At 68.7% G+C, this 12,302-nt stretch carries 13 protein-coding genes; 7 read left to right on the forward strand and 6 right to left on the reverse strand.

The window, feature by feature from the left end:
- Positions 1-4: 4 nt before the first annotated feature.
- Positions 5-868, reverse strand: coding sequence for a helix-turn-helix transcriptional regulator (locus tag ACFYRU_RS38385; RefSeq protein ID WP_387668577.1), 864 nt, complete (start codon positions 866-868; stop codon positions 5-7).
- 103 nt (positions 869-971) lie between these two features.
- On the opposite strand from ACFYRU_RS38385, the gene ACFYRU_RS38390 reads away from it, so the two are divergent.
- Positions 972-1,715, forward strand: coding sequence for an SDR family oxidoreductase (locus ACFYRU_RS38390; RefSeq protein ID WP_387668579.1), 744 nt, complete (start codon positions 972-974; stop codon positions 1,713-1,715).
- Here the strand turns inward: ACFYRU_RS38390 and ACFYRU_RS38395 are convergent.
- Positions 1,687-3,114 carry an amidohydrolase family protein gene (locus ACFYRU_RS38395; RefSeq protein WP_387668582.1) on the reverse strand — a complete coding sequence of 476 codons (1,428 nt, stop codon included), beginning with the start codon at positions 3,112-3,114 and terminating at the stop codon, positions 1,687-1,689. The genes ACFYRU_RS38390 and ACFYRU_RS38395 overlap by 29 nt on opposite strands.
- 93 nt (positions 3,115-3,207) lie before the next feature.
- Between ACFYRU_RS38395 and ACFYRU_RS38400 the strand changes: the two genes are divergently transcribed.
- The 5 genes from ACFYRU_RS38400 (at position 3,208) to ACFYRU_RS38420 (ending at position 6,901) form a co-directional block, all read left to right on the forward strand.
- Positions 3,208-4,203: a hypothetical protein gene (locus ACFYRU_RS38400; RefSeq protein ID WP_387668584.1), complete on the forward strand. Its 996-nt coding sequence runs from the start codon at positions 3,208-3,210 to the stop codon at positions 4,201-4,203.
- The gene (locus ACFYRU_RS38405) at positions 4,200-4,940 is read left to right on the forward strand and encodes an SDR family NAD(P)-dependent oxidoreductase (protein ID WP_387668587.1); all 741 of its coding nucleotides are present in this window, start codon (positions 4,200-4,202) and stop codon (positions 4,938-4,940) included. Before ACFYRU_RS38400 ends, ACFYRU_RS38405 begins: the two co-directional genes overlap by 4 nt.
- 550 nt (positions 4,941-5,490) lie before the next feature.
- Entirely contained in the window at positions 5,491-5,877 is a 387-nt protein-coding gene (locus tag ACFYRU_RS38410) for a helix-turn-helix domain-containing protein (protein WP_387668589.1), read from the forward strand.
- A gap of 24 nt (positions 5,878-5,901) precedes the next feature.
- Complete coding sequence (locus tag ACFYRU_RS38415; RefSeq protein WP_387668592.1) at positions 5,902-6,444, forward strand: hypothetical protein; 543 nt, start codon at positions 5,902-5,904, stop codon at positions 6,442-6,444.
- A 112-nt stretch (positions 6,445-6,556) separates the two neighbouring features.
- Positions 6,557-6,901 carry a DUF2516 family protein gene (locus tag ACFYRU_RS38420; protein ID WP_387668594.1) on the forward strand — a complete coding sequence of 115 codons (345 nt, stop codon included), beginning with the start codon at positions 6,557-6,559 and terminating at the stop codon, positions 6,899-6,901.
- Positions 6,902-7,089: 188 nt separating this feature from the next.
- On the opposite strand, the gene ACFYRU_RS38425 is transcribed toward ACFYRU_RS38420, so the two are convergent.
- The gene (locus tag ACFYRU_RS38425; RefSeq protein ID WP_387668596.1) at positions 7,090-7,881 is read right to left on the reverse strand and encodes a L,D-transpeptidase family protein; all 792 of its coding nucleotides are present in this window, start codon (positions 7,879-7,881) and stop codon (positions 7,090-7,092) included.
- A gap of 40 nt (positions 7,882-7,921) precedes the next feature.
- On the opposite strand from ACFYRU_RS38425, the gene ACFYRU_RS38430 reads away from it, so the two are divergent.
- Positions 7,922-8,425, forward strand: a complete 504-nt coding sequence (locus ACFYRU_RS38430) for an O-acetyl-ADP-ribose deacetylase (protein WP_387668598.1) — start codon at positions 7,922-7,924, stop codon at positions 8,423-8,425.
- 29 nt (positions 8,426-8,454) lie between these two features.
- Here ACFYRU_RS38430 and ACFYRU_RS38435 read toward each other — a convergent pair whose 3' ends face one another.
- The 3 genes from ACFYRU_RS38435 to ACFYRU_RS38445 all read right to left on the reverse strand — a co-directional run bounded on the left by ACFYRU_RS38435 (position 8,455) and on the right by ACFYRU_RS38445 (position 12,227).
- The gene (locus ACFYRU_RS38435) at positions 8,455-9,039 is read right to left on the reverse strand and encodes a L,D-transpeptidase (RefSeq protein WP_387668601.1); all 585 of its coding nucleotides are present in this window, start codon (positions 9,037-9,039) and stop codon (positions 8,455-8,457) included.
- A gap of 191 nt (positions 9,040-9,230) precedes the next feature.
- On the reverse strand, positions 9,231-11,096 hold the full coding sequence (gene typA, locus ACFYRU_RS38440; RefSeq protein WP_387668603.1) for a translational GTPase TypA: 1,866 nt from the start codon (positions 11,094-11,096) through the stop codon (positions 9,231-9,233).
- A 126-nt stretch (positions 11,097-11,222) separates the two neighbouring features.
- The gene (locus tag ACFYRU_RS38445; RefSeq protein ID WP_387668606.1) at positions 11,223-12,227 is read right to left on the reverse strand and encodes an asparaginase; all 1,005 of its coding nucleotides are present in this window, start codon (positions 12,225-12,227) and stop codon (positions 11,223-11,225) included.
- Between the last annotated feature and the right edge of the window lie 75 nt (positions 12,228-12,302).

The raw sequence follows: 12,302 nt of genomic DNA on the forward strand, positions 1-12,302 counted from the left end.
CTGGTCAGGGTATCTCCGGGGCCTCCGCCGGGAATCGGGAGTTCTCCCTAGCCGGGGCCTGCCAGCTCGCGAGCAGCCGCAGGTTCTGCTCGGACGCCGAGCCTGGCTCCACGGTGTACGTGACGAGCAACTGGTCGGCGTCTCCGGGCAACTGGAGGGTCTCGTAGTCCACGGCGATGTCCCCGACCACCGGGTGGTGCAGCAGCTTCGCGCCGAACGTCTTGTCCTTCACGTCGTGCCGGGCCCAGTACTCGCGGAACTCCGGGCTGTGGATCGACAACTCCCCCACCAGCTCGGTCAGCTCCGGGTCGTCCGGGTAGCGGCCGGCGTACAACCGCAGGTAGTCGACGCTCTCCGCCGCGACCGCCTCCCAGTCCGGGTAGAAGTCGCGCATCGCCGGGTCGAGGAACACCATCCGCGGTACGTTCCGCTGCTGCTGACCGAACCCGTTGAGCGCCGCGGCCAGCTCGTTCCAGGCCAGCACGTCCATCCGGTAGCCGAGGACGAACGCCGGTACGTCCGTCATCGAGTCGAGCAGCCGTTGGACGCCGGGCCGGACCCGTTGGGTCGTACGGCGGCGCTTCCGGCGTACAGGTTTCGCCAGTACGGCCAGGTGTTTGCGCTCGTCGTCGGTGAGCTTGAGGACGTCGGCGACCGCGTCGAGGATCTCCTGCGAGACATTGTCGGTACGGCCCTGCTCGAGGCGTACATAGTAGTCGGCGCTGACACCCGCGGCCTGGGCGAGCTCCTCGCGGCGCAGGCCGGGGACGCGGCGGCGCCCGCCGTACACCTTGATACCGAGCTCCTCGGGTTGTACCCGCGCCCGGCGCGACTTGAGGAACTCGCTCAGCTCCGCACGACGATCCATGCCCTCCAGTATCCAGACCGGCCGGATCGCCAACCTGGTCCTGCCAGGACCAGGCTCAGCAGACACCTGGGTAAGCCGTCGCGACCACCTCAGGATCGGTGCCATGACCAACTTGAGCATTCGCAACGCAGTAGTCACCGGCGCCGCCAGCGGGATCGGCGCCGCGATCGCGACCCAACTGGCCGCGGCCGGCGCCTCGGTCGGGCTGGTCGCCCGGCGGCAGGACCGCCTCGACGACCTGGCCGGCAAGCTCGGCGACCGTACGTTCGGTGTCGGCATCGACGTCACGCGGCAGCAGTCCGTGGACGCCGGTGTGGCGAAGATCCACGAGCGGCTCGAGACCGTCGACCTGGTGGTGAACGCGGCCGGCGTGATGCTGGCGGCGCCGATCGCCGACGGACGGCTGGACGACTGGACCCGGATGATCGACACCAACGTGACCGGCGTACTGCGGCTGATCCACGCGTTCACGCCCGACCTGATCAAGGCGGCCGGCGAGGGACGGACTGCCGACCTGGTGAACATCTCCTCCATCGGCGCGCACGCGATCTTCCCCGGGTACGCCGTGTACGGCGCGACGAAGGCCGCGCTCACCCAGTTGTCGGCGGCGCTCCGCGCAGACCTGTCGCCGTACGACGTCCGCGTCACGAACGTCGAGCCTGGACTGACCGACACCGAACTCGCCGGCCACCTGGACGACGCCGGGCAGCAGTTGATCGCGTCGATGAACGAGCAGATCGGCCCGTTGCACGCCGACGACATCGCCGACGTGGTCACGTTCGCGGTCAGCCGCCGGCGGGAGCTGAACCTTCGTCAGATCATTGCGCTGCCGACCCGGCAAGCCTGACGCCGGCGAGATACACGTTCGTTGGGTTGGCCAACACCGTGATGTCCGCGGTCGGATCCCCCGGTACGACGAGCAGGTCCGCGTCCGCGCCGGGACGGATCCGGCCCTTCGGCACCCGCAGCGCGTCCGCGGCCGCCGACGTACCCGCGATCAACGCCGCGGTCGCGGGGATCCCGGCCTCGACGTACTCGGCGAGCGTCGCGGGCAGCAGCCCGTGCGGTTTCGCCGGGCCGATCCCACCGTCCGAACCGGCGACGATCCGGACGCCGCCGTCGTACAGCCGGCGTACCGCTTGCTGGAGCGCGGCCTCGGTCAGCCCCGCCTTCGCGACCATCTTCAGGATGTGCGGCGGTACGACGATCGAACGGTCCGAGCCGAGCGTCCCGCACACGACAACACCTACGAGCCGTGCGACCAGCTCGTCGTCGATGACCACGCCGTCCGGGGTCAGGCACGTGCAGTGCTCGATCCCGTCGACGCCGGCGTCGATCGCCTGACGTACGGCAGACGCCGCGTGTGCGTGCGCCGTGATCGGAAGACCGACTGCGTGTGCCTCGTCCGTCGCCGCGGCTAGTTCCGCCGGGCTGAACTGCGGGCTCATCGTGTCGGAGCCCGCGGTCATCGCCCCGCCGCTGGCCATGATCTTGATGACATCGGCGCCGTTCGCGGCCCGTTCCCGGACCGCGGCGCGGATCTCGTCGATGCCGGAAACCTCGCCGCCGAAGCCGCGACAGTGGCCGCCGACGCTGGTGAGCGGCGCGCCTGAGGCGACCACCGTCGGAAGCCCGGAGGGAGCCTGCGGGCGCCACTTCAGGACGGCGTCGTACGGGTCGCCGAGATCCCGGACCGTGGTGACGCCCGCGGCGAGATGCACCCGGAGCGACTGCTCGATCGTCGCTGCCAACGCACGCCGGGTGGCCGCGAGCCCGGCGGTCTGCGCAGCAATCCGCAAGTTCGCCAGCCGGTCCAGGGCGCCGGGCCCGGCATCGGCCGTGAGATGAACATGACCATCCACCAGCCCAGGAAGAATCGTGCACCCCACGAACTCCCGCACCTCCACCCCCACCGGCACCCCACCAACTGTCGGCACCCCACCACCCGCTGGCCGCCCACCACCCGCCGACGCATCCCCGCCCGCCCCACCGGCCGGCAGCCCACCACCCGCTGGCCGCCCACCACCCGCCGACGCATCCCGGTCCACCCCACCCGCCGGCAGCCCACCACCCGCCGACGCGTCCCGGCCCGCCCCGCCCGCCGGCAGCCCACTGCCCCCGGACGCGTCCCCGCCCGCCGCACCCTCCCGCACCAGAGCGACGATCTTGCCGTTGTCCACCAGTACCAGGTTCTCGTCGACGATCCGTTCACCGTCGAAGATTCGCTCCGCCCGCAACGCGATCATGTCCCGCAGTCTCCCCCAAGGTGGGTCTAACTCCACCCCGGTTGGCGGATTCGCACCACTGCGGTCACGCCCGTCCGCCGAAACCATTGAGCCATGCGTACAGCCCTCGAAGCAGTCAAGTCCTGGCATCGCCCGTTGATGCTGATGGTGCTCGTCATGGCCGGCCTGGTCCTGACCTCCGGCGTCGGCCAACTGGTCGACCACCGCGAGATCCTCAACGAGTCCGTCTGGCTCAAGCCGTTCAAGTTCGGCATCTCGTTCGTCCTGTACGGCGGGACGCTCGCCTGGCTGCTTTCCAAGCTCCGCAAGGCGAAACGCTTCGGCTGGTGGACCGGGACCGTCTTCGCGATCACCGGGCTGGTCGACGTCGGCTTCATCGCCGTACAGGCCGCACGCGGTACGTTCAGCCACTTCAACGCGAACACCGACACGTTCAACCAGGTCGGGCAGCAGGTGTTCATGTCCGGCGTACTCGGGCTGTTCGGCGCGAGCCTCGTGGTCGCGATCATGCTGCTGTTCCAGAAGGTCGGCGACGCACCGCTGAACCGCGCGATCCGGGTCGGCCTCGGGCTCGCAGTGGCCGGGATGGCGATCGCGTTCTACCTGGTCGGGGCGAACGGGCACCGTACGGAGGTCACCGACGCGTACGGCCATCCGGTGACGCTGGCCGGCAGCCACGGGATCGGCGTCGAGGCGGGCGGTCCGGGGATGCCGTTGACGCACTGGAGCACCGTCGGCGGCGACCTGCGGATCCCGCACTTCGTCGGCCTGCACGCGATCCACTTCCTGCTGCTCGTCCTGCTCGCGCTGCACCTCCTCGGCCGCCGGACGACCTGGCTGCGGCCGGAGCGGGTACGGGCGCGGCTCGTCGGCTTGGCTGCGTTCGCGTACGCCGGTGTGATGACGACCGTTGCGGTGCAAGCGTTCCGTGGCCAGTCGCTGATCCACCCGGACGGACAAACCCTCGGAATGTTCGGTGGGTTCATGGCCGTGAGCCTGGTCGCACTGGCCGCGGTCGTCGCGGCCGCCCGACGGCCGGTGAGACGGCCCGTCGAGCCGGCGAAGGCGTTTGAGAAGCTTGGGGTATGACTCGTCCTCTTGCGGTGGTGACCGGTGCTAGCAGTGGGATCGGGGCCGCGTCGGCGCGGTACCTCGCCCGGGAGGGCTTCGAGGTGATCTGCGCCGCGCGGCGGCTGGACCGGATCGAGGCACTGGCCAAGGAGATCGACGGCCGCGCGGTGCAGTGCGACGTGACGTCCGCGGAGGACGTCGCCGCGCTGACCGCGGCCGTCGGCGGCGAACTGCAGGTACTGGTGAACAACGCCGGCGGTGCGTTCGGGCTCGAACCGGTGGCCGAGGCGGACCTGGACGCCTGGCGGCGGATGTTCGAGGTGAATGTGATCGCGGTCGCCGCGGTCACGAAATCGTTGCTCCCGGCCCTTATCGCCGGTCGCGGCACGATCATCGTGATGGGGTCCACAGCCGGCCAGGTCGCGTACGAGGGTGGTGGCGGGTACGTCGCCGCGAAGCACGGTGCGAAGGCCGTGGTGGACACGCTCCGCCTGGAGCTGTACGACCAGCCGGTCCGAGTCACCGAGATCGCCCCGGGCATGGTCCAGAGCGAGGGATTCGCGCTGACCCGCTTCAACGGCGACCAGTCCAAGGCCGACGCCGTGTACGCCGGCGTCCGCGAGCCGCTTACGTCCGACGACGTCGCCGACATCGTCGCCTGGATCGCCACCCGCCCCGCCCACGTGAACATCGACCGCATCACAGTCCGCCCCCGAGCCCAGGCCGCCCAACACAAGGTCCACCGCGAGCAGTAGATCCAGCCTCAGTACAGCTGACAGGTGCTGCACCACATCCGGTGAAAGCTGACAGGTGCTGCGCCGCCCCGGCCGGGAAGAGCTGACAGGTGCGGCGCCGACTCACTCGGGAAGAGCTGACAGGTGCTGCACCACCTCAGGTGAGAAAGCTGACAAGTGCTGCGCCGCCCCGGTCGGGAAGAGCTGACAAGTGCGGCGCCGAAACCGGGTCGGGAAGAGCTGACAGGTGCTGTGCCGCATCAGTCGGGACGTGCTGACGGATGCAACAGACCATGAGGTGATGGCGGCTGCAGGTCCTCCCGCGAGCGCGACACGGACTCTCCGCCCAGGCACTACAGCTGCCCTTCAGGCGGGTCCCCACTTGTCAGCTCTTCCGGCCTCAGTGCGCCGGTACCTGGCAGCTCTTCACACTCGACGCTGAACAGCGCCTGCGAGCTCTTCAGCTTCATGCAGCACACCACCTGTCAGCTTTTTACCCGATGCGCCGCAGTGAGCGGGCTCACCACCGGCCTGCTTGCAATTGCAAGCAGGTTGCTAGCACACTGGGTACATGGCCAAGTTGAGTGATCGGGCGGCTGGGGCGGTGGGCTCCCTCGGGGAGTACCTCGCCGAGCAGCGGCGGCACGCGCAGTTGTCGCTGCGGCAGTTGTCCGATCTGGCCGGAGTGTCGAACCCGTACCTCAGCCAGATCGAGCGCGGCCTGCGGAAACCGTCGGCCGAAGTGCTGCAGCAGCTCGCGAAGGCGTTGCGGATCTCCGCGGAGACCCTGTACGTACGGGCCGGCATTCTCGATCCGGACGAGAGCCAGGAGGGCAAGCAGCCCTCCGGTGTGGTCGACGCCGTCCTGCTCGACCCGGCGTTGAACGAGCGGCAGAAGCGTGTGCTGCTGGACGTGTACGCGTCGTTCGTCCGCGAGAACACCCCACCTGCTGACTGAGACGAAACCCCGAGGAGCAGCCTGATGGCTACCCGTACGCCCGTTACCCCGTTCTACGCGATCGCCGGCGCCGGCGACCTCGCGGTCGAGAAGGTCCGCGCCGTCGGCGTCGACGTGACCGCGCGGTTCGCCAAGCTCGACCAGAAGACCCTGCAGACCGAGCTCACCAAGGCACAGTCCGAGCTCGCCAAGGCCCAGGCCGAACTGACCAAGCGCTTCGAGGCGATCGTCGCCGACGCCCGGACCGCCCCGGCGAAGCTCCGTGAGCTGCCGAAGACCGCGCAGGCCGGTCTGACCGTCGTCCTCGGACAGGCCGAGGAGACGTACGAGGACCTGGCCGGCCGCGGCAAGGACCTGGTCGAGCGGATCCGCCACCAGCAGGCCACCGAGGACCTGGAGACCGCCGCCAAGACGACGGTGAGCAAGGCCAAGGCGACCCGCACCACGGTCAAGAAGACCGCGCAGACCGCGTCCCGCAACGTGAAGGCGACCGCGACCAGCGCCCGCAAGACCGCGAAGGCCGCCGCCAAGGCTGCCGAGTCCGCGGCCGACAAGGTCGGCGACTGAATCACAACTGAGTGTGACGATTCACCCACTTCGCGGTGAATCCTGACGCCGGGCGGTCCGCAGCTGCTGCTGAGCAGAGGTGGGCCGCCCGGCTGTCGGTTAGGCTCGTAGCATGAGCATCTGGCAAAGCCTGATCCCCGGATTCGCAGATCCGCTGTCGGTGATCTGGTGGGTCCTGATGGCCATCAAGCTGGTCGCCCTCGCCGACGCGCTGGTCCGGCCACGGGCCGTGTTCATCGCCGCCGACAAGCTGACCAAGCCCGGCTGGGTGCTGATCCTGGCCGTGTTCGCGCTGAGCCAGGTGTTCCAGGGCTGGTTGAGCTTCTTCGGCCTGATCGGCATCGTCGCGTCGGCCGTCTACCTGGTCGACGCCCGCCCGGCCCTGCGCGCCGCCACCGGCCGCGGCCGCGGCGGCTGGGGCGCCCTCCGCCGCCGCCGAGGCCCCCGCCCCCTCTGAGTGCTCCAACAGCTGACAGCTCTTCCGAAGTTAGGTCAGCTGGGAAACAAGGGTCGCCGTGGCGACAGTTTGTTTCCCAGCCACCTCACCGAACCGGGCAGGACGACCCGCAAGCGCCGCCGCAGTTGGTCGCCGTCGACAGGCCCCCCGGCGCAGCACCTAGCCGCTGTTCTCGGTGCGTCTGGTGATTACGAGCGGTAGACGATTACCTTGTCGCCGACGTGGACTTCGTCGAAGAGGATTTTGATTTTGGCGAGGTCTCGGACGTTCACGCAGCCGTGGGATGCGCCGTTGTAGCCGCGGGCGGCGAAGTCCGACGAGTAGTGCACCGCCTGGCCGCCGCTGAAGAACATCGCGTACGGCATCTTCGAGTCGTACAGCTTCGAGACATGGTTGCGGCTCTTCCAGCCCACCGTGAAGCTGCCCTCGCGGGTCGCAGTCTTCACCGCGCCGAACCGTACGTCCATCTGCATCTTCACGACGCCGTCGACGACGTACCGCAGCTTGCGGGTCGTCTTGTCGATGCACAGCGCCACACCGGTCGCGCAGCGCGGGTCGAGCTTCTTGCCGTCGACCACCGGCGCCGGCGGGTACAGCTCGGTCTGCGTCGGCTCGTGGGTCACCTTGACCAGCTGGTCCAGCGTGTTCTGGTCGACGTACCCGAGCGGGGGAATGCCCTTCGACTTCTGGAACTTCTTCACCGCGGACCGGGTCATGGTCCCGAAGTTGTCGTCCTGGTAGCGCTTCTCGAGCAACTTCAGCTGCACGAGCCGCGCCTCGACCTTGCGGACGCTCGCACCGCTGGAACCGTTCTTGTACAGGGCCTTGGGGTAGATCGGCAGCTCACCACTGATCTCGAACGGCGTCGCGCGCACGTCGGCGGTGGTCGCGTTCGCCGGCGATCCGGCACTCAGCAGTGCCGCAATCGCAGCACCGGCAGCTATCGTCGAGACGAACTTCCGAACCAACAGCCCGCGCATCGGACCCCCTTTGATCCTCAGGGTAGCGGAGGAACCGTTCATGGAAATCGTTCTGAGCACCGCCGACATCACTACGGTACCCACGGACGCGATCGTGAACGCGGCCCATCACGCACTCCGCGGCGGTGGTGGCGTGGACGGGGCGATCCATCGGGCCGGTGGTCCCGAGATCCTCGACGAGCTCGTCGAGCGGTACCCGAACGGCACTCCGACCGGTACGGCGGTGTGGACGACCGCGGGCGCGCTGCCGGCGTCGTACGTGATCCACGTCGTCGGGCCGAACTACACCGCGGGCCAGCGGGATCCGGCGCTGCTCGAGTCCTGCTACCGCAACGCCTTGCGGATCGCGGACGAACTCGGTTGCGCCACGATGACGTTCCCCGCGGTGTCGGCCGGGATCTACGGATGGCCGGCGCAGTCCGCGGCTGACATCGCCGTACAAACCCTCCGCCGGACGCCGACGAAGGTGCTCAAGGCAACGTTCTGTCTGGTGGAGCCCAGGCTGTACAAGGCGTTCCGGAACGCGACAGCGGCCGGGGAGTAGCTCCCCGGCCGCTGTGCTGGTGTGTCAGCTCACTTCTTGTAGACGACGACCTTGTCGCCGACGTGCACGCGGGCGAACATCCACGCGATCTTCTTCTTGTCGCGAACGTTCACGCAGCCGTGCGACGCGCCGTTGTAGCCGCGGGCGCGGAAGTCGGACGAGTAGTGCACCGCCTGGCCGCCGCTGAAGAACATCGCGTACGGCATCTTCGAGTGGTACAGCGTGGACACGTGGTTCTTGTCCTTGCGGTAGACCTTGAAGACGCCGTTCCGCGTCGGGGTCTTCACCGCACCGAACCGGACGTCCACGACCTGGATCGGCTTGCCGTTCACCAGGTAGACCAGCTTCCGGGTGGCCTTGTTGATGCACAGCACCCGGCCCTTCGTCATACAACGGCTGTCCAGCCGGTACTTCGCCATCGTGGCGCGGGTCGACGCCGCGGTGGTCATCGCTGCGGTGGGCACCTGGCCCGACGGCGGCAGCGCGGTGACCGAGTTCTGCGCCGACTTCACGATCTGGGGCGCCGCGTCGGCCGTGGTGGCCGCAGACAGTGCCCCGACACCCACGAACGCGGCGGCCGTCAGAGTCGCGCCGAGCTTACGCAGAATGCTCATGATTCCCTTGTCCTTCCCCCAAAGAGTGCTTCCACAAGACAGACGTCGCTGCCTCACGTCTGGTTGGTAACAAATCAAAACTTTCTTTCCCCCGGCCGACCCCACCATCGGCCGAGGAATGGTGTATCACACCCGGATGGACCTCTGCCGCATCCCGTGACCGACCGTTTCCGGTTCGTGTCCTGGGCGTCTCAGCTCTTGGTCTTGCGGCCCAGCTTGGCGCGCTCGATCTGGGTCAGCGCGACCTTCCGCATCCGGATCGCGTCCGGCGTCACCTCGACGCACTCGTCCTCGCGGCAGAACTCCAGCGACTGCTCCAGCGACAGCTTCCGGGCCGGGACGAGCTTCTCGAACTCGTCCGCCGTCGACGACCGGACGTTGGTCATCTTCTTTTCCTTGGTGATGTTGACGTCCATGTCGTCCGACCGCGAGTTCTCGCCGACGATCATGCCCTCGTACACCTCGGTGGTCGGCTCGACGAACAGCGTGCCGCGCTCCTGCAGGTTGATCATCGCGTACGACGTGGCCGCGCCGGCCCGGTCCGCGACCAGCGAACCGCTCGGGCGCGTGCGCAGCTCGCCGAACCACGGCTCGTACCCCTCGAACACGTGGTGCGCGATCCCGGTACCCCGGGTGTCGGTGAGGAACTCGGTCCGGAAGCCGATCAGTCCGCGGGCCGGGACCAGGAACTCCATCCGCACCCAGCCGGTGCCGTGGTTGGTCATCTGCTCCATCCGGCCCTTGCGGACCGCGAGCAGCTGCGTGACGGTGCCCAGGTACTCCTCGGGGCAGTCGATGGTCAGCCGCTCGACCGGCTCGTGCCGCTTGCCGTCGATCTCCCGGGTGACCACCTGCGGCTTGCCGACGGTCAATTCGTAGCCCTCGCGGCGCATCTGTTCGACCAGGATCGCCAGCGCCAGCTCGCCACGGCCCTGCACCTCCCACGCGTCCGGACGCTCGGTCGGCAGCACCTTGATCGACACGTTGCCGACCAACTCCTTGTCGAGCCGGTCCTTGACCAGGCGGGCGGTCACCTTGGTGCCCTTCTGGCGGCCGGCCAGCGGGGACGTGTTGGTACCGATCGTCATCGAGATGGCCGGCTCGTCCACGGTGATCAGCGGCAGCGGCTTCGGGTTCTCGGCGTCGGCGAGGGTGTCGCCGATCATGATCTCCGGGATGCCCGCGATCGCGACGATGTCACCCGGGCCGGCCGAGTCACCCGGCACCCGCTCGAGCGCCTCCGTGACCAGCAGCTCGGTGATCTTCACCCGCTCGATCGAGCCGTCGTGCTTGCACCACGCGACCTGCGAGCCCTTCTTCAGCGTGCCTTCGTGCACGCGGACCAGCGCGAGCCGGCCGAGGAACGGCGAGGCGTCCAGGTTCGTCACGTGCGCCTGCAGCGGCGCGTCCTCGACGTACTCCGGAGCCGGCACGTTCGCCAGGATCGTCTCGAACAGCGGCTCGAGGTCCTCGGAGTCCGGCAGGCCGCCGTCGGCCGGCTGGTTCAGCGAGGCGCGGCCGGCCCGGGCCGACGCGTACACCACCGGGAAGTCCAGCGCGCTCTGGTCGGCGTCGTGGTCGAGCAGGTCCAGGAACAGCTCGTACGTCTCGTCGACGACCTCGGCGATCCGGGCGTCGGTACGGTCCACCTTGTTCACCACGAGGATCACCGGCATCTTGCGGGCCAGCGCCTTGCGGAGCACGAACCGGGTCTGCGGCAGCGGCCCCTCGGAGGCGTCCACCAGCAGCACGATCGCGTCCACCATCGACAGCCCGCGCTCGACCTCACCACCGAAGTCGGCGTGGCCGGGGGTGTCGATGATGTTGATCGTCACCTGCTCGCCGTTGGCCATCTTGTGCCGGACGGCGGTGTTCTTGGCGAGGATCGTGATGCCCTTCTCACGTTCCAGGTCGCCGGAGTCCATCGCCCGCTCGTCCACGTGCTGGTGCGCACCGAAGGCGCCGGACTGCCACAGCATCGCGTCCACGAGGGTGGTCTTCCCGTGGTCGACGTGGGCCACGATCGCGACGTTGCGCAGGTCGTTACGGACAGGCATGAAGGAGCGCTCCAAAGTCATCGGAAGTGTTAGGCGGTGGCTACGGCTGGTTTCACGTGCCACTCGACACAGGGCGCAGCCCCTACATCCTACCTGTCACGGTTCGTGTCCGGAAAACGGGACGGTTCAGGCGAGGAGTGCGGACGGGCGGATCGAGCCGACCTGGACACCGCCGCCCAGGACCGGTAGCGCGATGTGCTTCTCGATCACGGGCTCGTCGACACCGAGCCGGCGCAGGGTCGCGGCCATCACGACCTGGCGGGCCCGCTTGACGCCGTCGCCGTCCTCGATCTTCATCGCGATCCCGCGGCCGTCCGCGAGCCCGGCGGCGTACACACCCTCCGCGCCGACCTTGCAGAACAGGCCGGGAACGCCACGGATCAGCTCGGCCTCGTCCCGCTTGCTCCCGCTCGCGTACTCCGGGAACTCGCGGAACGCCTTCGCGACCTGGCCCTCGTACGTGTCCGGAGCCGCGGCGGCGAACAACCCGAAGGACCGCGCCAGCCCGGCCAGGCTGAGCGCGAAGATCGGTGCGCCGCAGCCGTCGACCGCGACGTACGACACCTTCTCGCCGGCCGAGTCCTCGATCGCGGTGCGGATCTCCCGCTGCAGCGGGTGGTTCGGCGAACGGTAGTCGTCGCTGCCCCACTGCGCGTGCGGGTCGTTCTCGGTCGCCGGGTCGTGGATCGGCCAGCCGTTCAGCGTGCTGGTCAGGATCTTCGCGGCGTGCTTGCCCGAACAGTTCATCGCGACGCGCTCCGGCGTCCGTCCGGCCCGGATCCAGGCGTCCCAGTCCGTCTCGTCCACCGGGTACGCCGGCGGCGTCCGCAACGCCGACTCGTCGAGACCGGCCTTCGCGAGGATCGCGTGGACGCCGTCCAGGTGGAACTGCTCGCCCGAATGCGACGCGCCGGACAGGGCGAGCAGCTCGTCGACCAGCGGGAGGCCGTTGCGGAGCATGCCCAGGGACTGCATGGGCTTGTTGGACGAGCGGGGGAACATCGGCTCGGCCGTGACGCCGACGGACCAGGCGACGGTCCCGTCGGGGTTGGTCACCACGACGGAGCCGCGGTGGTGGCCTTCGACGAAGTCGCTGCGGACGACGTCAGCCAGGATCACAGGTTCGGTCACGGCTGAACAGTACAGGTGCAAAACACCCGGTTGCCAATGATCCGGAGCACATCCGCCCGCCCGCAGCGGGTCACG

Origin of the sequence: Kribbella sp. NPDC004536, from assembly GCF_042873835.1 — a bacterium.
In the GTDB taxonomy this organism is placed as follows: domain Bacteria; phylum Actinomycetota; class Actinomycetes; order Propionibacteriales; family Kribbellaceae; genus Kribbella.

Excerpts from the sequence above, each read along its gene's own strand:
- ACFYRU_RS38405 (WP_387668587.1), top strand. The coding sequence starts at position 4,200 with ATGACTCGTCCTCTTGCGGTGGTGACCGGTGCTAGCAGTGGGATCGGG.
- ACFYRU_RS38390 (WP_387668579.1), top strand. The coding sequence starts at position 972 with ATGACCAACTTGAGCATTCGCAACGCAGTAGTCACCGGCGCCGCCAGC.
- ACFYRU_RS38415 (WP_387668592.1), top strand. The coding sequence starts at position 5,902 with ATGGCTACCCGTACGCCCGTTACCCCGTTCTACGCGATCGCCGGCGCC.
- typA (WP_387668603.1), bottom strand. The coding sequence starts at position 11,096 with ATGCCTGTCCGTAACGACCTGCGCAACGTCGCGATCGTGGCCCACGTC.
- ACFYRU_RS38435 (WP_387668601.1), bottom strand. The coding sequence starts at position 9,039 with ATGAGCATTCTGCGTAAGCTCGGCGCGACTCTGACGGCCGCCGCGTTC.
- ACFYRU_RS38400 (WP_387668584.1), top strand. The coding sequence starts at position 3,208 with ATGCGTACAGCCCTCGAAGCAGTCAAGTCCTGGCATCGCCCGTTGATG.
- ACFYRU_RS38395 (WP_387668582.1), bottom strand. The coding sequence starts at position 3,114 with ATGATCGCGTTGCGGGCGGAGCGAATCTTCGACGGTGAACGGATCGTC.
- ACFYRU_RS38410 (WP_387668589.1), top strand. The coding sequence starts at position 5,491 with ATGGCCAAGTTGAGTGATCGGGCGGCTGGGGCGGTGGGCTCCCTCGGG.
- ACFYRU_RS38420 (WP_387668594.1), top strand. The coding sequence starts at position 6,557 with ATGAGCATCTGGCAAAGCCTGATCCCCGGATTCGCAGATCCGCTGTCG.
- ACFYRU_RS38425 (WP_387668596.1), bottom strand. The coding sequence starts at position 7,881 with ATGCGCGGGCTGTTGGTTCGGAAGTTCGTCTCGACGATAGCTGCCGGT.
- ACFYRU_RS38385 (WP_387668577.1), bottom strand. The coding sequence starts at position 868 with ATGGATCGTCGTGCGGAGCTGAGCGAGTTCCTCAAGTCGCGCCGGGCG.
- ACFYRU_RS38430 (WP_387668598.1), top strand. The coding sequence starts at position 7,922 with ATGGAAATCGTTCTGAGCACCGCCGACATCACTACGGTACCCACGGAC.